This window comes from Streptomyces sp. SID14436, from assembly GCF_010548465.1.
GTDB lineage: Bacteria > Actinomycetota > Actinomycetes > Streptomycetales > Streptomycetaceae > Streptomyces.
On sequence record NZ_JAAGMD010000854.1, the window covers coordinates 1 to 16,387 of the forward strand.

At 71.2% G+C, this 16,387-nt stretch carries 19 protein-coding genes; 12 read left to right on the top strand and 7 right to left on the bottom strand.

Going from position 1 to position 16,387, the window contains the following annotated elements; all coding sequences use genetic code 11:
- Window positions 1–85 precede the first annotated feature (85 nt).
- On the bottom strand, window positions 86–676 hold the full coding sequence (locus G3I53_RS31365) for an N-acetylmuramoyl-L-alanine amidase (RefSeq protein WP_203592487.1): 591 nt from the start codon (window positions 674–676) through the stop codon (window positions 86–88).
- Between the two features lie 293 nt (window positions 677–969).
- On the opposite strand from G3I53_RS31365, the gene G3I53_RS31370 reads away from it, so the two are divergent.
- The 4 genes from G3I53_RS31370 to G3I53_RS31385 all read left to right on the top strand — a co-directional run bounded on the left by G3I53_RS31370 (window position 970) and on the right by G3I53_RS31385 (window position 5,330).
- Window positions 970–2,376, top strand: a complete 1,407-nt coding sequence (locus G3I53_RS31370; protein WP_164337862.1) for a family 2B encapsulin nanocompartment shell protein — start codon at window positions 970–972, stop codon at window positions 2,374–2,376.
- A 127-nt stretch (window positions 2,377–2,503) separates the two neighbouring features.
- Window positions 2,504–3,565 carry a family 2 encapsulin nanocompartment cargo protein polyprenyl transferase gene (locus tag G3I53_RS31375; RefSeq protein ID WP_164439010.1) on the top strand — a complete coding sequence of 354 codons (1,062 nt, stop codon included), beginning with the start codon at window positions 2,504–2,506 and terminating at the stop codon, window positions 3,563–3,565.
- Between the two features lie 270 nt (window positions 3,566–3,835).
- Window positions 3,836–4,453 carry a GNAT family N-acetyltransferase gene (locus G3I53_RS31380; RefSeq protein ID WP_164338738.1) on the top strand — a complete coding sequence of 206 codons (618 nt, stop codon included), beginning with the start codon at window positions 3,836–3,838 and terminating at the stop codon, window positions 4,451–4,453.
- Window positions 4,454–4,709: 256 nt separating this feature from the next.
- Window positions 4,710–5,330 (top strand): hypothetical protein, encoded by a 621-nt coding sequence (locus G3I53_RS31385; RefSeq protein WP_343240722.1) that lies wholly within the window; start codon window positions 4,710–4,712, stop codon window positions 5,328–5,330.
- A 59-nt stretch (window positions 5,331–5,389) separates the two neighbouring features.
- Here G3I53_RS31385 and G3I53_RS31390 read toward each other — a convergent pair whose 3' ends face one another.
- Window positions 5,390–6,046, bottom strand: a complete 657-nt coding sequence (locus G3I53_RS31390; protein WP_164336509.1) for a TetR/AcrR family transcriptional regulator — start codon at window positions 6,044–6,046, stop codon at window positions 5,390–5,392.
- 116 nt (window positions 6,047–6,162) lie between these two features.
- Between G3I53_RS31390 and G3I53_RS31395 the strand changes: the two genes are divergently transcribed.
- The gene (locus tag G3I53_RS31395; RefSeq protein ID WP_164336511.1) at window positions 6,163–6,747 is read left to right on the top strand and encodes a dihydrofolate reductase family protein; all 585 of its coding nucleotides are present in this window, start codon (window positions 6,163–6,165) and stop codon (window positions 6,745–6,747) included.
- A 26-nt stretch (window positions 6,748–6,773) separates the two neighbouring features.
- Window positions 6,774–7,001: a hypothetical protein gene (locus G3I53_RS31400; protein WP_164336508.1), complete on the top strand. Its 228-nt coding sequence runs from the start codon at window positions 6,774–6,776 to the stop codon at window positions 6,999–7,001.
- 140 nt (window positions 7,002–7,141) lie between these two features.
- Here G3I53_RS31400 and sodN read toward each other — a convergent pair whose 3' ends face one another.
- The gene (gene sodN, locus G3I53_RS31405) at window positions 7,142–7,537 is read right to left on the bottom strand and encodes a superoxide dismutase, Ni (RefSeq protein WP_004983535.1); all 396 of its coding nucleotides are present in this window, start codon (window positions 7,535–7,537) and stop codon (window positions 7,142–7,144) included.
- Window positions 7,538–7,683: 146 nt separating this feature from the next.
- Here sodN and sodX point away from each other — a divergent pair, with 146 nt between their 5' ends.
- Window positions 7,684–8,118, top strand: coding sequence for a nickel-type superoxide dismutase maturation protease (sodX, locus tag G3I53_RS31410; protein ID WP_164336513.1), 435 nt, complete (start codon window positions 7,684–7,686; stop codon window positions 8,116–8,118).
- Here sodX and G3I53_RS31415 read toward each other — a convergent pair.
- Window positions 8,022–8,651, bottom strand: a complete 630-nt coding sequence (locus tag G3I53_RS31415; RefSeq protein WP_164336515.1) for a CGNR zinc finger domain-containing protein — start codon at window positions 8,649–8,651, stop codon at window positions 8,022–8,024. The genes sodX and G3I53_RS31415 overlap by 97 nt on opposite strands.
- A gap of 97 nt (window positions 8,652–8,748) precedes the next feature.
- On the opposite strand from G3I53_RS31415, the gene G3I53_RS31420 reads away from it, so the two are divergent.
- On the top strand, window positions 8,749–9,513 hold the full coding sequence (locus tag G3I53_RS31420; RefSeq protein ID WP_164336517.1) for a class I SAM-dependent methyltransferase: 765 nt from the start codon (window positions 8,749–8,751) through the stop codon (window positions 9,511–9,513).
- 84 nt (window positions 9,514–9,597) lie between these two features.
- On the opposite strand, the gene G3I53_RS31425 is transcribed toward G3I53_RS31420, so the two are convergent.
- The 3 genes from G3I53_RS31425 to G3I53_RS31435 are packed head-to-tail and all read right to left on the bottom strand — an operon-like array spanning window position 9,598 to window position 12,337.
- A complete protein-coding gene (locus G3I53_RS31425; protein ID WP_164336531.1) occupies window positions 9,598–10,350 on the bottom strand; it encodes an amino acid ABC transporter ATP-binding protein in 753 nt (250 codons plus the stop codon).
- Window positions 10,351–10,406: 56 nt separating this feature from the next.
- The gene (locus G3I53_RS31430; protein WP_164336519.1) at window positions 10,407–11,345 is read right to left on the bottom strand and encodes an amino acid ABC transporter permease; all 939 of its coding nucleotides are present in this window, start codon (window positions 11,343–11,345) and stop codon (window positions 10,407–10,409) included.
- A 32-nt stretch (window positions 11,346–11,377) separates the two neighbouring features.
- Complete coding sequence (locus G3I53_RS31435; protein ID WP_164336521.1) at window positions 11,378–12,337, bottom strand: ABC transporter substrate-binding protein; 960 nt, start codon at window positions 12,335–12,337, stop codon at window positions 11,378–11,380.
- Between the two features lie 586 nt (window positions 12,338–12,923).
- Between G3I53_RS31435 and G3I53_RS31440 the strand changes: the two genes are divergently transcribed.
- The 4 genes from G3I53_RS31440 (at window position 12,924) to G3I53_RS31455 (ending at window position 16,369) form a co-directional block, all read left to right on the top strand.
- Entirely contained in the window at window positions 12,924–14,162 is a 1,239-nt protein-coding gene (locus G3I53_RS31440) for an NADP-dependent malic enzyme (RefSeq protein WP_164336523.1), read from the top strand.
- 304 nt (window positions 14,163–14,466) lie between these two features.
- A complete protein-coding gene (locus G3I53_RS31445; RefSeq protein WP_164336525.1) occupies window positions 14,467–15,432 on the top strand; it encodes a zinc-binding dehydrogenase in 966 nt (321 codons plus the stop codon).
- A gap of 164 nt (window positions 15,433–15,596) precedes the next feature.
- The gene (locus tag G3I53_RS31450) at window positions 15,597–15,806 is read left to right on the top strand and encodes an HTH domain-containing protein (protein WP_164336527.1); all 210 of its coding nucleotides are present in this window, start codon (window positions 15,597–15,599) and stop codon (window positions 15,804–15,806) included.
- On the top strand, window positions 15,806–16,369 hold the full coding sequence (locus G3I53_RS31455; protein ID WP_164439011.1) for a Clp protease N-terminal domain-containing protein: 564 nt from the start codon (window positions 15,806–15,808) through the stop codon (window positions 16,367–16,369). The genes G3I53_RS31450 and G3I53_RS31455 overlap by 1 nt, the downstream gene beginning before the upstream one ends.
- Window positions 16,370–16,387 lie beyond the last annotated feature (18 nt).

Genomic DNA, 16,387 nt, shown 5'->3' on the forward strand with positions numbered 1-16,387 from the left:
CGGCGGCGGGGCGGCCGGCCCGGTCACCCCGGGCGGCCGCCCCGCCGTCGTCTCCGTCGTTCCCGTGCGACGGACGCCGGCCGTCTCACTTCAGGCGGTCGCCGATCCGCTTGCGCATCGACGTCATGGTGAACCCGCGCGGGTCCACCTTCCCCGGCTGCCACTCCAGGTGCCCGATCACCGAGCGCTCGTTCCAGCCGTGGTGGCGGCACACCGCGGCGGCGGCTCTCTCGATGGCCTCCAGCTGCGCCGCCGGCCAGGGATCCTCGCCGTCGCCCAGGTTCTCGCACTCGAAGCCGTAGAAGTGCCGGTTGCCGTCGGTGTTCGCCTCGTTGTCCGGCGGCAGGCGCTTCTCCGCGATCACCGCCCGCAGCACGTCGTCGTCGCCCAGACCGGCGTGGTTGGCCCGGCCGTAGCCGACGAGGTGCACCCGGCCGTCCTTGGTGATGACGCCGTGGCACAGCGGGCCCGGCAGGCCCGAGTAGCCCTTGCGGCACAACTCGACAGTCTTCGCACTGCCCTTGGTGACCGTGTGATGGATCATCACGCCGTGCACCGGCCCCCAGGGGCCCTTGTGGTTGCGGTTGTGGTCGCGCCAGTCGCCGACCTTGACGACCGTCAGACCCTCCGCCTTGAGAGCGCGCAGGAACGCGCTCGCGGACATGGGTGGGGCCATGACCGCCCTCCTTCGCACTGCGGGACGGCCGCCGGTCGCGGCCGTCTTGTACCGGTGCTTTACCTATACGGAGGGACCGGAACCTTCCGTTCGGTCTCTGTGCGAGCCGATCCGGACACGGTGCGGCCACTGCGGACCCGCGAAACGGAATCCCCATGGATGCCCAGGCGGCGAGTGATCCATTCCCGCTCATTCGGGTAATGGCGCAGACGCGCTCCGTGAGGAAATCTTGATCGCGCAGATCGATGCCCGGCACCGATGGGCGTGGATCACAACTGGGAGGGCATTTCTCTATGTCGGTAGGCGAAGAGGTCCGCACGGAGCAGACCCGGCCGCAGCAGAGTCTTGGTACGGCTGCCGCGCGGAACCTGGCCACCACCACCAAGTCAGTGCCGCAGATGCAGGAGATCAGCTCGCGCTGGCTGCTGCGCATGCTGCCCTGGGTGGACGTGCAGGGCGGTACGTACAGGGTCAACCGGCGGCTGACGTACGCCGTGGGGGACGGCCGGTTGACGTTCGTCAAGACCGGCGACCGTGTCGAGATCATTCCCGCGGAGCTGGGCGAGCTGCCCGCCCTGCGGTCGTTCGAGGACCAGGAGGTGCTGTCCGAGCTGGCGACCCGCTGCCGGCAGCGGGAGATCGAACCGGGCCAGGTCGTCGCCTCGTTCGGCAGCCCGGCCGACGAGGTCTACCTGCTGGCCCACGGCCGGGTGGAGAAGATCGGCACCGGCCCCTACGGCAGCGACGAGTCCCTCGGCGTCCTCGCCGACGGCTCCTACTTCGGCGACCAGGCCCTGCTCGACGACGGCGCCATCTGGGAGTACACGGCCCGCACGCTCACCGCCTGCACCGTGCTGGTCCTGCCGCGCGAGGCGTTCGAGCAGGTCGCCGAGCGGTCCGAACCCCTGCGGGAGCACCTTCAGGGGCTCCGCTCCATCCCCGGTCAGCGCACCAACAAGTACGGCGAGAAGGCGATCGAGCTGGCGGCCGGCCACACCGGCGAGCCGGACATCCCGCACACCTTCGTCGACTACGAGGCCAGCCCGCGCGAGTACGAACTCAGCGTCGCCCAGACCGTGCTGCGCATCCACACCCGCGTGGCCGACCTCTACAACCAGCCCATGAACCAGACGGAACAGCAGATCCGGCTGACGGTCGAGGCCCTGAAGGAGCGCCAGGAACACGAACTGATCAACAACCGCGACTTCGGTCTGCTCCACAACTGCGAGTACGACCAGCGGATCCAGCCCCACGACGGCGTGCCCGGCCCCGACGACATGGACGAGCTGCTCAGCCGGCGGCGCGGCACCAAGATGCTGCTCGCCCATCCGCGGGCGATCGCCGCGTTCGGCCGTGAGCTGAACAAGCGGGGCCTGGTCCCGGAGACCATCGACGTGGGCGGCAACCGCATCCCCACCTGGCGCGGTGTGCCCCTCTACCCCTGCAACAAGATCCCGGTGACGGAGGCCCGCACCACCTCCATCATCGCCCTGCGTACGGGCGAGGAGGACCAGGGCGTCATCGGACTGCGGGCCGCCGGCCTGCCCGACGAGATCGAGCCGGGCCTGTCCGTGCGCTTCATGGGCATCAACGAACAGGCCATCATCAAGTACCTGGTCACGGCCTACCACTCGGCCGCGGTGCTGGTCCCGGACGCGCTCGGGGTCCTGGAGAACGTCGAGATCGGCCGCTGGCGGTGACCGCACCGCAACGCCCGGCCCGCACACCGTGTCCCCGGCCCCGCGGGCGGGTACACCCTGGGGGTACGGGCTCGACCACGGCAGCTGCGCCACCCTCCGCTCATCCTCCGAGACCAGGGGTGCGTCCATGACGGAGCTCAGGACGGAGACGGAACACCGTCCCGCCGACGGGCACGAGGCGACGATGCTGCTGGAGCGTGCCCGGGCGGAGGTCGACCCGGTGCTGCGGGCCGCGGTCGGCACCCTGCCCGGCCCGATGCGCCGCATCGCGCGCTACCACTTCGGCTGGGAGCACGCGGACGGCACTCCGGCCGCCGGCGGTTCCGGCAAGGCGATCCGTCCCGCACTGGTGCTCGCCGGGGCCTCGGCCCTCGGCGGCCCCGGTGCGCGGGCGGCCGCCGTCCGGGCCGCGGCGGCGGTGGAACTGGTCCACAACTTCACGCTGTTGCACGACGACGTGATGGACCGTGACACCACCCGCCGTCACCGGCCCACCGCGTGGACCGTCTTCGGTGACGCCGCCGCGATCCTCGCCGGTGACGCGCTCCAGGCGCTCGCCCTCCGGCTGCTCGCCGAGGACGCGCACCCGGCGGCTCCTGCGGCCGCGGCCCGGCTGGCCCAGTGCGTCATCGAGCTGTGCGCGGGCCAGCACGCGGACACGGCCATGGAGGGGCGCCCTCCGCGGGACGTCACCCTGGCGGAGACACTCGCCATGGCCGAGGCCAAGACGGGCGCACTCCTCGGCTGTGCCTGTGCCGTGGGGGCGCTGTACGCGGACGCCCCGGAAGCCGATGTGGCCGCGCTGGACGCGTTCGGCCGGGAGGCCGGGCTCGCCTTCCAGCTCATCGACGACGTGATCGGCATATGGGGCGACCCGCGGCACACCGGCAAACCGGCCGGCGCGGACTTGGCCGCACGCAAGAAGTCCCTGCCCGTGGTGGCCGCGCTCACCTCCGGTGGTCCGGCCGCCGCCGAACTGGCCGCCCTGTACGCGGCCCCGCACGCGAAGGAGGACCTGGAGCGGATCACGCTGACCGTGGAACGGGCGGGCGGCCGGGACTGGGCGCAGGCCCAGGCGGCCGACCGGATGGCCCGGGCGATGCAGGAGCTGGCCCGTGCCGTGCCGGACCCGGAGGCCGCGGGCGGGCTGCTGGCCCTGGCCGAGTTCGTGACACGGCGCACCACCTGACGGTTCGCCCGGGCACCGAGGACGCGGGAAGGGTCCCGCGGGTGTCCCGGGCGGCTGTCGCACCGAACCCCGGAGCCCGGGCCCGTGCGGCTCCTGACGCCGCACGGTCGCCGCGGGCACGGGTCCGGCGGGTCCCGCACTTCCCCACGATGTGCGGGGCCCGCGCCCCGCGCCACCCGCCCTTCGTCCGCTTCCCGAACTCCCGTGCGGGACACGGACGTTAGGCTCAACCCCCGTACATCACACGAGGGTTGAGGCAAAGGGGTGGACATGGGCGTGGCGATCCGGACGGCGGGGGAGCAGGACCGGGAGCGGGTGGTCCGGCTGCTGGACGCGGCGTTCCAGGACGACCCGGTGAGCAGTTGGGTCTTCCCCGGTGAGGAGTACCGCCGGACGACGCACCACCGCCTCATGGCCTCCTTCACCGACATCGTGATGGCGGACGGGTGGATCGACCTCACCGAGGACGGCGCCGCCTGCGCGCTGTGGCTCCCCGTGCCCGCGGACGACCACGGGGGCGACGCGAACGAGGAGGACGACGGTCCGGCACTGGTGCGGGAAGCCGTAGACCCGGACAACGAACGGGTGGAGCTGATCGGTCGCCTGACGGCGGGCATCCACCCCTCGGGACGGGCCCACGCCTACCTGTGGATGATCGGCGTGGCCCCCGGCCGGCAGGGTGAGGGCCTGGGCACCGCGCTGATCGGGGCGGTCCTCGACCGCTGCGACCGCACCGGGCTGCCGGCCTACCTGGAGGCCAGCAGCGCGCGCAGCCGCACTCTCTACGAGCGCCTCGGCTTTGAGGCCGCCGGAGAGCCCCTCGCCCTCCCCGACGGCCCGTACATGTGGCCCATGTGGCGCGAACCCCGCACCGACACGGCCACGTGACCCCGGGCCGGTGGGCCGCCCCGGGACGGCCGCCGCTCCGGACCGCAGCGCCGGCCCGGCCCGTCCGAGCCTGAGCCTCCCGCGGAGCCCGGAAATCCCCGGCCCTCGGCGGAGCGAGGAGAATTCCCAGCGGGAGCGGGGGACGTTCGGCCCTGGTCGCGGAGATGCCGTCCCCGCTTCACTGGCCCCGGCAGCACCGTCCGCCGACGGCCCGAGGTCCCGGCGGATGCCGGACGAGGGGACGACAAGGGGCGGGATGAGCGACGCGGCGAGGGGCGACGGAACGGCGGACGCGCAGGTCACGGTGGTCGGACACGCCGATCTGACACCGGACACCCTGCGTCTGGTGGAGTCCGCCCTGCACAGACGTCTCGAGCGCCTCGCCCGTGGACCGGCCGTCGTGCGGTCCGGGGCCGGCTCCGCCCTGGCCTTCGGGCGGGCGGCGCGGGCCGCGGGCCGCCGCCTGGTCGTCGCGATCCCCACCCGTGACGGGGTCCCCGCCGTGCCGCTCCGGCCCGACCGCCTGGCGACCGGTGAGCTGCTGACCCTCGCCGACCGGGTGCGGCTCCTGGAGTACGACCCCGCCGACCGGGACGCCTGCGTGCGCGCCGACGAGCGGATGGTGGCCGACGGCAGCCTGCTGCTGGCGGTGTGGGACGGCTCCCCGTCCGACGGGCGGGACGCCACCGCCCACCTGGTGGCCTTCGCCCGCGCCCGGGGCGTACCGGTGGACGTCGTGTGGCCCGAGGGAGCGGCCCGGCAGCCGCGCCCGGCATCCTCACCCTCCCCGGCACGGCCGCCGCGGCCCCGCGCCCGTCCCGGCTCGGCGGTCCCGTCGTGCCGGCACGTGCCCCGGGGACGCCTGGACCGCGCCTGAGCCCGAGCCTGAGCCCGAGCCGCCTCGGAGGCCGGGGAGGCCGGGGAGGCAAGCCGTGGTCAGCGGCCGTCCGGACCGCCCGTGCCGTTTGGACTGCCCGGGCCGTCCGGGACGTCCGGGCCGTCCGGGCCGTCCGGCACGATGGCGGCCACGATCCGGTCCACCAGCCCGTCCGGCACGGACACTCCCGGCAGGACGCCGTCGAGCACGCCGGGCAGGGTCAGGTGCTCCACGATCAGACCGAGCATGGCCAGGTAGAGCACCGCCACCGTCTCGTCGCCCCCGGGCAGCCCGGCGGTCCGCTGGAACTCCATCCCCTCCACCAGATCGGCCCGCACCGACCGGGTGAAGGAGGCGCGCAGTCCGGGCCGCCGGGTGGCCTCCAGGCGCATCTCCAGCATCGCCAGCCATCCCGTGCGGTCGCCGGTCGCCCGCCGGATCAGATCGTGCATGAACGCGGTGACGAGGTCACGGTCCCGGGGCCGCTCCAGCAGTCCGGCGACCACCGCGGGATCCGGCGCGAGCCGCACATGCAGCCGGGCGTCCATCTGGCGCAGCAGGTCGTCCCGCCCGGCGAAGTAGTTCGACGCGGTGCCCACGGGGACCCCCGCCTGCCCGTCCACCGCGCGGAACGTCAGCCCCCGGGCACCCTGCAGGGCGAGCACCTCGATCCCGGCGTCGACCAGTGCCGTTCGCCGCTCCGGGTTGGCGACCATGTGGAATCCCCTCTCCCACTCGTGAGTCGATCCGTAAAACCTGTTGCAACCACTCCAGCTGAAGTACTACAAACGTGGTGGTTGAACCGGGACGGAGCCTACGGAAGGAAACCGGGATGCGAAAGCTCACCTACTACATCGCGTGCTCGATCGACGGATACATCGGAGACCCGGCCGGCGACGCCGCGGCGATGACGGCCTACGTGGACGAGGAGTTCCTCGCCTACCTCAAGGCGGAGTATCCCGAGACCCTGCCCACCCACGTCCGCCGCGCCCTGGGCATCGACGACCTGCCGAACCGGCGGTTCGACACCGTCGTCCAGGGGCGGGCCAGCTACGACCTGGCCCTGAAGGAGGGCATCACCAGCCCGTACGCCCACCTGCGCGAGTACGTCGCCTCCCGCACCCTGACGGAATCCCCTGATCCCAACGTGGAGATCGTCGCGGACGACCTCGTCGGCCGGGTCCGCGCGCTGAAGGCGGAGAAGGGCGGGCTCGGCATCTACCTCTGCGGCGGAGCCGACGTCGCCGGCGAGCTGGCCGAGGAGATCGACGAGCTGGTCATCAAGACCTACCCGATCGTGCAGGGTGCCGGCCTGCCGATGTTCACGGCCGGCTTCTCGGTCCGGCCGTTCACCCTCGATTCCGTCCGCACCTTCGGCAACGGGGTGATGGTGCGCGCGTACAGCAGGGAGCGCTGAGCCGCCCCCGGGCCTACCCTGAGGGCATGGGCAGCGAAGAGCACGCGTGTCCCTCCTGCGGACAGCCGGTCGAGTTGGTCGTCCGACGTCGCAAGACGCTCGGCGCGTGGGTCCCCTCCTGGGTGAAGGGCCCCTGCCAGAACCCCCGGTGCGCGGACTACGTCCCCCCGGCCCCCACCGACCCCGCCGCGCCCGCCGAACCCCACGCCGACCCGTCCGGGGCGGACGGGCCCACAGCACCGCCGAATCCCTGAGATCCCACGCGCCGCGCCCCTCGTCCGTCCCCGGACAGCCCGAAGGGGCCCGGCCGCACAGCTGCGGACGGACCCCTTCGTGAAGCCCGAGACCCACGAGGCCCCACCGGGAACCGGTGGGGGCACGACCGAGGGTGGGATCAAGCCTTCTTGGTCTCCCAGAAGATCTTGTCGATCTGGGCGATGTAGTCGAGGGCCTTCTGGCCGGTCGCCGGGTCGGTGGACGCCTTGGCGGCGGACAGGGCCTTCAGGGTGTCGTTGACGAGCTGGTGCAGCTCCGGGTACTTCTCGAAGTGCGGGGGCTTGAAGTAGTCGCTCCACAGCACGGAGACGTGGTGCTTCGCCAGCTCGGCACGCTGCTCCTTGATGACGGTGGCGCGTGCCTGGAAGTGCGGGTCGTCGTTGCCGGCCATCTTCTCCTGGACGGCCTTCACCGACTCCGCCTCGATGCGGGCCTGGGCAGGGTCGTACACGCCGCAGGGCAGGTCGCAGTGGGCGCTGACCTTGACCTTGGGGGCAAACAGGCGGGAAAGCATGGAGCGTTCCTTCCTCGTGATCGTCTTCTCACACTGGACATTACTCCGTGGCCGACACCTTTTCGCGGGTGCCCCCACGGGCTTAGGACAAAAGTCCGGGGTGAGACTGAGACTGGTGGAGGAAAGAACCGGGGAGGTGCCGGAGGATGCCGGAGCTGTCGCAGGACGCCGAGCGGTCGAGTGCGCCGCTGCCCTTCGGGGTGGCGGAGGTGACCGGACCGTCCATGGTGCCCACACTGCACCACGGGGACCGGCTCCTGGTGCACTACGGGGCCCGGGTCCGCCCGGGTGACGTGGTGGTGCTGCGCCATCCGTTCCAGCAGGACCTGCTGGTCGTCAAGCGGGCCACCGAGCGCCGCGAGGGCGGCTGGTGGGTGCGCGGGGACAACACGTACGCCGGGGGCGACAGCACCGACTACGGGACGGTGCCGGACGAGCTGGTGCTGGGCAGGGTGCGCTTCCGGTACCGGCCCCGCCGGGCCGCTCAGCGCTCCCCGCTGGCGCTGGTGGTCTGGGCGCTCTCCGCCGCCCGGCCCGTGCTGTCCGCCCGCCCGGTCTCCAGGCGCTTGCGGGCGCGGTAGGCGGCCACGTTCGCGCGGGTCGCGCAGCGGTCGGAGCAGTAGCGCCGGGAGCGGTTCGTGGAGGTGTCCAGGTAGGCGTTGCGGCAGGGCGGTGCCTCGCACAGGCCGAGCCGGTCGACGCCGTACTCCGTGAGGTGGAAGGCCAGGCCCATCGCGGCGATGGCGGCGTAGCCGGCGGTCGCGTTGGACGGGTGGTCGGCCAGGTGCATGTGCCACAGCGGGCGTCCGTCGTCGTCCCGCACGTCGTGTCCGGAGATCTGCGGGCTGACCGGGAACTCCAGCAGCAGCGAGTTCAGCAGGTCCACGGCGAGGGTCTCGTCGCCGCCGTCCGCCGCCTCGAAGACCGAGCGGAGCCGTCCGCGGACCGAGCGGAAACGCGTCAGGTCGGCCTCGGTCGCGCGGCGTGCCGCGGACTGGTTGGCCCCGAACAGACCGCGGACCGCCTCGACGGAGGTCAGCGCGTCCTTGCCCCGGGCCGGCTCCTCGGTGTTGACGAGACGGACGGCGTAATCCGAGTAATAGGCCAGTTCCACTTGTAGTCCTTACGAAGGGGCTTTAGGGTCGTGCCTGCGGTCGGGTAACAGACGATCGTGCTTTCAGGGTATTACGTGACGCGCGAGGAGGGGCTCGATGACGGACACACCGACGACCACCACCGACTGGCAGGGCTGGCAGCGCAGCTGGGACCGCCAGCAGGAGTGGTACATGCCCGACCGCGAGGAGCGGTTCCGCGTCATGCTCGACATGGTCGAGGCCCTCGTCGGGACCTCCCCGCGCGTCCTCGACCTGGCCTGCGGCACCGGCAGCATCACCGCCCGGCTGCTCGACCGGTTCCCGGACGCCACCAGCACCGGTGTCGACCTCGACCCGGCGCTGCTCGCGATCGCCGAGGGCACCTTCGCGGGCGACGAGCGGGTCACCCTGGTCACGGCCGACCTCAAGGACCCCGACTGGCCGTCCGCGCTGCCGCACGACACGTACGACGCCGTGCTGACCGCGACCGCCCTCCACTGGCTGCACCGGGAACCCCTCGCGGACCTCTACGGACGCCTCGCGGGCCTGGTGCGCGACGGCGGTGTCTTCATGAACGCGGACCACATGATCGACGAGACGACGCCCCGGATCAACGCGGCCGAGCGCGCCCTGCGCCACGCCCGCATGGATCGAGCCAGGCAGGACGGCGCCCTCGACTGGGCCGAATGGTGGCAGCTCGCCGCGAAGGACCCGGTCCTCGCCGAACCCACCGCCCGCCGCTTCGAGATCTACGGCGAGCACGCCGACGGCGACATGCCCTCCGCCGACTGGCACGCCCGCACCCTGCGTGACCACGGCTTCACCGAGACCCGGCCGGTGTGGTGCTCACCCTCGGACACGCTGCTGCTCGCGCTGAAGTGAGCCGGCCGGCCCGGCCGGTGAACGCCGAAGGGGCGGTACGGAGACATCCGTACCGCCCCTGGGTGTCCGTGCCCGTCCGCGGCCTCAGAAGACCTTGGACAGGAACGACTTCGTGCGCTCGTGCTGCGGGTCGGTCAGCACGTCCCGTGGGTGGCCGGATTCGACGACCACACCGCCGTCCATGAAGACCAGGCTGTCGCCCACCTCGCGGGCGAAGCCCATCTCGTGGGTGACGACGACCATCGTCATGCCCGACTCGGCCAGGTCGCGCATGACGTCCAGGACGTCACCCACCAGCTCCGGGTCGAGCGCCGAGGTCGGCTCGTCGAAGAGCATCAGCTTGGGCTCCATGGCGAGGGCCCGGGCGATGGCCACCCGCTGCTGCTGACCGCCGGACAGCTGCGAGGGGTAGCTCTTGGCCTTGTCCCCGAGACCCACCCGCTCCAGGAGCTGCATCGCGCGCTCCTTGGCCTCCGCCTTGTTGGCGCCCCGGACCTGCACCGGCGCCTCGATGACGTTCTCCAGCGCGGTCATGTGCGGGAACAGGTTGAAGCGCTGGAAGACCATGCCGATGTCCCGGCGGTTGAGCGCGACCTCACTGTCCTTGAGCTCGTAGAGCTTGTCGCCCTTCTGGCGGTAGCCGACCAGCTCGCCGTCGACGTAGAGACGGCCGGCGTTGATCTTCTCCAGGTGGTTGATGCACCGGAGGAAGGTCGACTTGCCGGAACCGGACGGTCCGATGAGGCAGAACACCTCACCGCACTTCACCTCGAGGTCGATGCCCTTGAGAACCTCGAGCGGGCCGAAGGACTTGTGCACGCCCTCCGCCTTGACCATCGGGACACTGGAGTCCCGGGCCGACGTCGGCGCGGCCGTCTGCTTCTTCTTCTGGATCATGCCTGGCCTCCGTTCGGGCGGCCGAGGGACAACAGGTTCGCCTTCACCTTCTGGATCGGCGTGGGCGGCAGCTGCCGGGTGGAACCGCGGGCGTAGTGGCGCTCCAGGTAGTACTGGCCGACGCTGAAGACCGACGTCAGCATGAGGTACCAGGCAGCCGCCAGGAACAGCATCTCGGCGGGGGACCCGGAGGTCTGGCCGATGTCCTGTGCCACGCGGAGCAGTTCGGAGAACTGCACCACGGACACCAGCGAGGTCGTCTTCAGCATGTTGATGACCTCGTTGCCGGTGGGCGGCACGATCACGCGCATGGCCTGCGGGATGACGATCCGGCGCAGGGTCTTCGCGTGGCTCATGCCCAGCGCGTGCGACGCCTCGGTCTGGCCCTCGTCCACCGAGAGCAGACCCGCACGGCAGATCTCCGCCATGTACGCGGCCTCGTTGAGGCCGAGGCCCAGCAGCGCCGTCAGGAGCGGGGTCATGAAGTCCGACCACTCGTCCCGGTAGAACGGCCCGAGGTTGATGTACTCGAACACCAGCCCCAGGTTGAACCAGACGATCAGCTGCACCAGGACCGGCGTGCCGCGGAAGAACCAGATGTAGAACCAGGCGATCGCCGAGGTCACGGGGTTCCGCGAGAGCCGCATGACGGCGAGCACGATGCCGCCGACGATGCCGATCGCCATGGCCAGCACGGTGAGCAACAGGGTGTTGCCCACACCGGCCAGGATGCGGTCGTTGAAGAAGTAGTCGGGGATCGCGCCCCAGTTGATCTTGCCCTGGGAGAAGGCGTAGATGATGCTGCCCAGCAGCGCCAGGGCGATGACGGCGGTGACGTACCGCCCGTAGTGCCGGACCGGAATGGCCTTGATGGCCTCCGGTCCGGCCGGGGGCCGGCCGTCCGGCCCCGTCGTCTTGTCGATGTCAACAGTCACGGGTGTTGCCTTTCAGTGCCGCTTGCTCGCGGTCACTTGCCACCGTTGATGGTGGCTTCCTTGATCGCGCCGTCCGTGACGCCCCACTTCTCCATGATCTTCTGGTATTCGCCGTTCTCGATGATGGCGTCCAGCGCGGCCTTGAGGGCGTCCCGCAGTTCGGTGTTGTTCTTGGCGACCGCGATGCCGTACGGCGCGGCCTCGACCTGCTCGCCGACGATCTGGAAGTCGTTGCCGCCGCCGGAGGTCTTGACGGCGTACGCGGCCACCGGGAAGTCCGAGGAGCCGGCGTCCGCGCCGCCCGCGCGCAGCCGGGTCTGGGCCTGCTGGTCGTTGTCGAAGCGCTCGATGGTGAGCTTCTTGCCGGCGGGGCACTTCTTCGCCTCGGCCTTGGCGAGGTCCTCGGAGACCGTGCCTCGCTGCAGCACGATCTTCTTGCCGCACAGGTCGGACCAGGTCTTGATGCCCTGGTCGTCGCCCTTCTTGGTGTAGATCGAGACGCCGGCGGTGAAGTAGTCGACGAAGTCGACGCCCTCGCCGACCTTCTTGCCGGTCGCGGGGTCGACGCCGTTCTGGCGGTCCGCGTTGTCGGTCATCGCCGACATGGCGATGTCGTAGCGCTTGGAGCGCAGACCCGTGATCAGAGTGTCGAAGGTGCCGTTCTCGAACTCGAACGTGACACCGAGCTGCTTGCCCATGGCCGCCGCGAGGTCGGGGTCGATGCCGACGACCTTGCCGGAGCTGTCCTTGAACTCGACGGGTGCGTAAGCGATGTCCGAACCGACCTTGATGACGCCCTTGTCGCGGATCGACTTGGGCAGTTCGTCGGCCAGCGGGGCGGCGCTGGTCTTGGTGTCGCTGTTGCTGGACCCGTTGTCCTTGGTCTGGTCACCGCAGCCGGTGAGAAGCAGTGCGCCTGCGACCGCGATCGCGCCGACCGCGGCAGTCCGGGAGCGCGCGGCGGTGGTACGACGGGTGGTGCTTGCGGTCATGGTGGTTCCTCCGGCGGATGGGTGGAGTGCCGATGGGGTCGAGGCCGTTGCCGACAGGCATCGACAACGCCGCAGGTCGAGAACAACACACGTCTTCGAGTGTCGCGACCCCGTGTGATTACGGCATCTTGCCATTCGGACTGAGCCATTCAGGGGGCCAGCCATGTCAAAATCGGATAACGGGTCACACCCGAACCGCACCACTCCGGTACATCACGGCCGGACAGGTTGCGGGAATCTTCCATTCCGGCCGGAAGATCTTCGGTGGAACGGGAGATCGGGAGTGGAGCGGCGCCGCGTTTGGCGCCCCGCGACCGGTTGCCGCGCGTTTGTCCAGGTCTTGTCCTGAAATTGGTCGATGAGTCCTGGCGGCGGTCTGTGACCTTCGCGTTATGGACTCGTCCTCGGTGGCGTCCGTCCGGTAAGAAGGTTCTTTACACCCCTCATCCGGGGCTCAGGGCGCGTGTGCGGCGCGCCCATCGCGCCCGGCCCGTACGTATCCACCATCGGGCCTTGCGCGGTCCCGCCCACCCCTCACCAGGAGTGGCAAACCCTCAAACCATGAACACTTAAGGGGTAAAACCAAGTGGCAGCGGAGATTGTCAATCCTCGCAGCGACAGCGAAAGCCGGGACGGGCAGAACGAGGAGGGTTCAGGGGCGGAGCCCCTGGAGTCCTTCGACCCGGCGTTCGCGCTGCACCGCGGCGGCAAGATGGCTGTGCAGGCCACCGTGCCGATCCGCGACAAGGACGATCTGTCCCTGGCGTACACGCCCGGCGTCGCGAAAGTGTGCAGCGCGATCGCCGAGCAGCCGGACCTCGTCCACGACTACACGTGGAAGTCATCGGTCGTCGCCGTCGTGACCGACGGTACGGCCGTCCTGGGTCTCGGGGACATCGGTCCCGAGGCGTCCCTTCCGGTGATGGAAGGCAAAGCGATCCTCTTCAAGCAGTTCGGTGGTGTGGACGCCGTTCCCATCGCCCTGAACTGCACCGACGTCGACGAGATCGTCGAGACCGTGGTCCGGATGGCCCCCTCCTTCGGCGGGGTCAACCTGGAGGACATCTCGGCGCCCCGGTGCTTCGAGGTCGAGCGCCGGCTGCAGGAGCGGCTGGACATCCCGATCTTCCACGACGACCAGCACGGCACGGCCGTCGTGACGCTGGCGGCGCTGCGGAACGCCGCGCGCCTGAGCGGGCGCCCCCTCGGCGACCTGCGGGCCGTCATCTCGGGCGCCGGAGCGGCGGGTGTCGCGATCGCCAAGATGCTGATCGAGGCCGGTATCGGGGACGTCGCGGTCGCCGACCGCAAGGGCGTCGTCTCGCGGGACCGGGACGACCTCACGCCGATCAAGGCGGAGGTGGCCTCGTTCACCAACAAGACCGGGATCTCCGGCACGCTGGAGGCCGCCCTGGAGGGCGCCGACGTGTTCATCGGCGTGTCCGGCGGCACGGTGGCGGAGCCCGCGGTGGCGTCGATGGCGAAGGGCGCGTTCGTCTTCGCCATGGCCAACCCCAACCCGGAGGTGCATCCGGAGGTCGCGCACAAGTACGCGGCCGTCGTGGCCACCGGGCGTTCGGACTTCCCGAACCAGATCAACAACGTGCTGGCGTTCCCGGGCATCTTCGCCGGGGCCCTGCAGGTGCGTGCCTCGCGGATCACCGAGGGCATGAAGCTGGCGGCCGCCGAGGCGCTGGCGTCGGTGGTCGGTGACGACCTCGCCGCGGACTACGTCATCCCCTCGCCGTTCGACGAGCGGGTCGCGCCCGCCGTGACGGCGGCGGTGGCGGCGGCCGCGCGGGCCGAGGGAGTGGCCCGCCGCTGACGGCGGCGTCGCGGTTCCTCGCTTCACGGATCGGCCCCGTCCCCGGTGGACGGGGCCGATGCCTTGTCACCGCGATTTTCCGGCCGGTGTTGCGCCGGGCGGGTGGTTTCCGGGGGCGACAGGTGGCTCGGGTGGTGTCGCGGGCGGCCGGTGGCCGTGGGGCGGGGCTGTGGCTGCGGCGGGCGCCCGTGGTCCGTGTCGGGCCGGGCAGGCCCCCGTCCGGCGGTCCCCGTCGGCGCAACAGGGCGTGTGTCACAGCGCGGGGCTGTTCCTTCGGTGCGCCGGGGAACCTAGGGTCAAGGTCATGTTCGCTGTCTACGCCGCCCGAATCGACCGCGACCAGCCGCTGGCCGGTCTGGAGTTGGGAGAGCGTCCGGCTCCCGAGGTCCGTCCCGGCTGGAGTACCGTCACGGTCAAGGCCGCCTCCCTCAACCATCACGACCTGTGGTCCCTGCGTGGCGTCGGGCTCACCGACGACAAGCTGCCGATGATCCTCGGCTGCGACGCCGCCGGGATCGACGAGGACGGCAACGAGGTCGTCCTGCACTCCGTGATCGGGCAGACCGGTCACGGGGTGGGCCCCGAGGAGCCCCGGTCGATCCTGACCGAGCGCTACCAGGGAACCTTCGCCGAGCAGGTCGCCGTGCCCACCTGGAACGTGCTGCCCAAGCCCAAGGAGCTCTCCTTCGAGGAGGCCGCCTGTCTGCCCACGGCCTGGCTGACCGCGTACCGGATGCTGTTCACCAACGCCGGGGTACGGCCCGGAGATTCGGTGCTCGTGCAGGGCGCGGGCGGGGGAGTCGCGACGGCGGCCATCGTGCTCGGCAAGGCTGCCGGGCTGCGGGTCTTCGCCACCAGCCGGGACGAGGCCAAGCGCAAGCGGGCGGTGGAACTGGGTGCCGTGGAGGCGCTGGAGTCCGGTGCGCGGCTGCCGCAGCGGGTGGACGCCGTCATCGAGACCGTGGGTGCGGCGACCTGGTCGCACTCGGTGAAGTCGCTGCGGCCCGGCGGCACCCTCGTGATCTCCGGTGCCACCAGTGGCGACCGGCCCTCCCACGCCGAACTGACCCGGATCTTCTTCCTGGAGCTCAAGGTCGTCGGCTCCACCATGGGCACCAAGGACGAGCTGGAGGACCTGCTCGCCTTCTGCGCCGCCACGGGTGTGCGTCCGGTGATCGACGAGGTCCTGCCCATGGACCGGGCCCGTGAGGGCTTCGAACGCATGGCGTCCGGCGAGCAGTTCGGGAAGATCGTGCTCACCGCCCCCTGATCCCCGCACGGCGCCGCCCCGGCGCCGCGCTTCCTCTCGTCACGGCCGGTCCGGCTCCTCCGGGCCGGCCGTCGGCGTTCTCCGCGGCGGCGCGGTCGGGCGGCCGGCCCTTCCGTCTGTCAACTTCGGTTGACGTGGCGGGAGTGTCAACGTAAGTTGACACCATGAGTGAGGCAACCGATCTGGCCGCGCGGGCCGGTGACCGCGATCCGCGGGTGGGGCTGCGGGCCGTCGCCGCGCTGCGCCGTCTGCTGGAGCAGCTGGAGGCCGTCCAGGTGCGCAACGCCCGCAACCAGGGCTGGTCGTGGCAGGAGATCGCCGGCGAGCTCGGCGTCAGCAGGCAGGCCGTGCACAAGAAATACGGGAGGCATTGATGTTCGAGCGGTTCACGAAGGATGCCCGTGCTGTGGTCAAGGAGGCGGTCCGGGAGAGCGAGGAGGCGGGGGCGTCGTCCGTTACCGCCGAGCATCTCCTGCTCGCCCTGCTGGAGCGGGAGGGCAGCCGGGGTTCCTTCGCGCTGGGCGCTCTCGGGCTGGGGGAGGGCAGGGAGTCGGTGCGGGCGGCGCTGGGGGAGGCACGACGCCGGGCGGGGCTCACCCAGGCCGAGACGGAAGCTCTCGCCGGGCTGGGGATCGACGTGTCGGAGATCGTGGCCCGGGTGGAGGACGCGCACGGCGTCGGGGCGATGTCCGGTGACCGGCGCGGCCGCGGGCGGCGGTCGGGGCACCGGCCCTTCGCCCGGGACGCCAAGGAGGCCCTCACGGGGGCGCTGCGGGCCGCCACCGCCCACCGCGACCGCGCGATCGGCGACGAGCACCTGCTCCTCGCGCTGACCGCACGCCCCGGCGTGCCCGCGGAGGTGCTCGCCGACCACGGGGTGACCTACGCGTCCCTGACCCGGGTGCTGTACGGGGGCGGCGAGGCCAAGGCGGGCTGACGAGGGCTGACACGGGCC

Coding starts and splice junctions, on each gene's coding strand:
- G3I53_RS31365 (WP_203592487.1), bottom strand. CDS start 676: ATGGCCCCACCCATGTCCGCGAGCGCGTTCCTGCGCGCTCTCAAGGCG.
- G3I53_RS31370 (WP_164337862.1), top strand. CDS start 970: ATGTCGGTAGGCGAAGAGGTCCGCACGGAGCAGACCCGGCCGCAGCAG.
- G3I53_RS31375 (WP_164439010.1), top strand. CDS start 2,504: ATGACGGAGCTCAGGACGGAGACGGAACACCGTCCCGCCGACGGGCAC.
- G3I53_RS31380 (WP_164338738.1), top strand. CDS start 3,836: ATGGGCGTGGCGATCCGGACGGCGGGGGAGCAGGACCGGGAGCGGGTG.
- G3I53_RS31385 (WP_343240722.1), top strand. CDS start 4,710: ATGAGCGACGCGGCGAGGGGCGACGGAACGGCGGACGCGCAGGTCACG.
- G3I53_RS31390 (WP_164336509.1), bottom strand. CDS start 6,046: ATGGTCGCCAACCCGGAGCGGCGAACGGCACTGGTCGACGCCGGGATC.
- G3I53_RS31395 (WP_164336511.1), top strand. CDS start 6,163: ATGCGAAAGCTCACCTACTACATCGCGTGCTCGATCGACGGATACATC.
- G3I53_RS31400 (WP_164336508.1), top strand. CDS start 6,774: ATGGGCAGCGAAGAGCACGCGTGTCCCTCCTGCGGACAGCCGGTCGAG.
- sodN (WP_004983535.1), bottom strand. CDS start 7,537: ATGCTTTCCCGCCTGTTTGCCCCCAAGGTCAAGGTCAGCGCCCACTGC.
- sodX (WP_164336513.1), top strand. CDS start 7,684: ATGCCGGAGCTGTCGCAGGACGCCGAGCGGTCGAGTGCGCCGCTGCCC.
- G3I53_RS31420 (WP_164336517.1), top strand. CDS start 8,749: ATGACGGACACACCGACGACCACCACCGACTGGCAGGGCTGGCAGCGC.
- G3I53_RS31425 (WP_164336531.1), bottom strand. CDS start 10,350: ATGGTCAAGGCGGAGGGCGTGCACAAGTCCTTCGGCCCGCTCGAGGTT.
- G3I53_RS31435 (WP_164336521.1), bottom strand. CDS start 12,337: ATGACCGCAAGCACCACCCGTCGTACCACCGCCGCGCGCTCCCGGACT.
- G3I53_RS31445 (WP_164336525.1), top strand. CDS start 14,467: ATGTTCGCTGTCTACGCCGCCCGAATCGACCGCGACCAGCCGCTGGCC.
- G3I53_RS31450 (WP_164336527.1), top strand. CDS start 15,597: ATGAGTGAGGCAACCGATCTGGCCGCGCGGGCCGGTGACCGCGATCCG.
- G3I53_RS31455 (WP_164439011.1), top strand. CDS start 15,806: ATGTTCGAGCGGTTCACGAAGGATGCCCGTGCTGTGGTCAAGGAGGCG.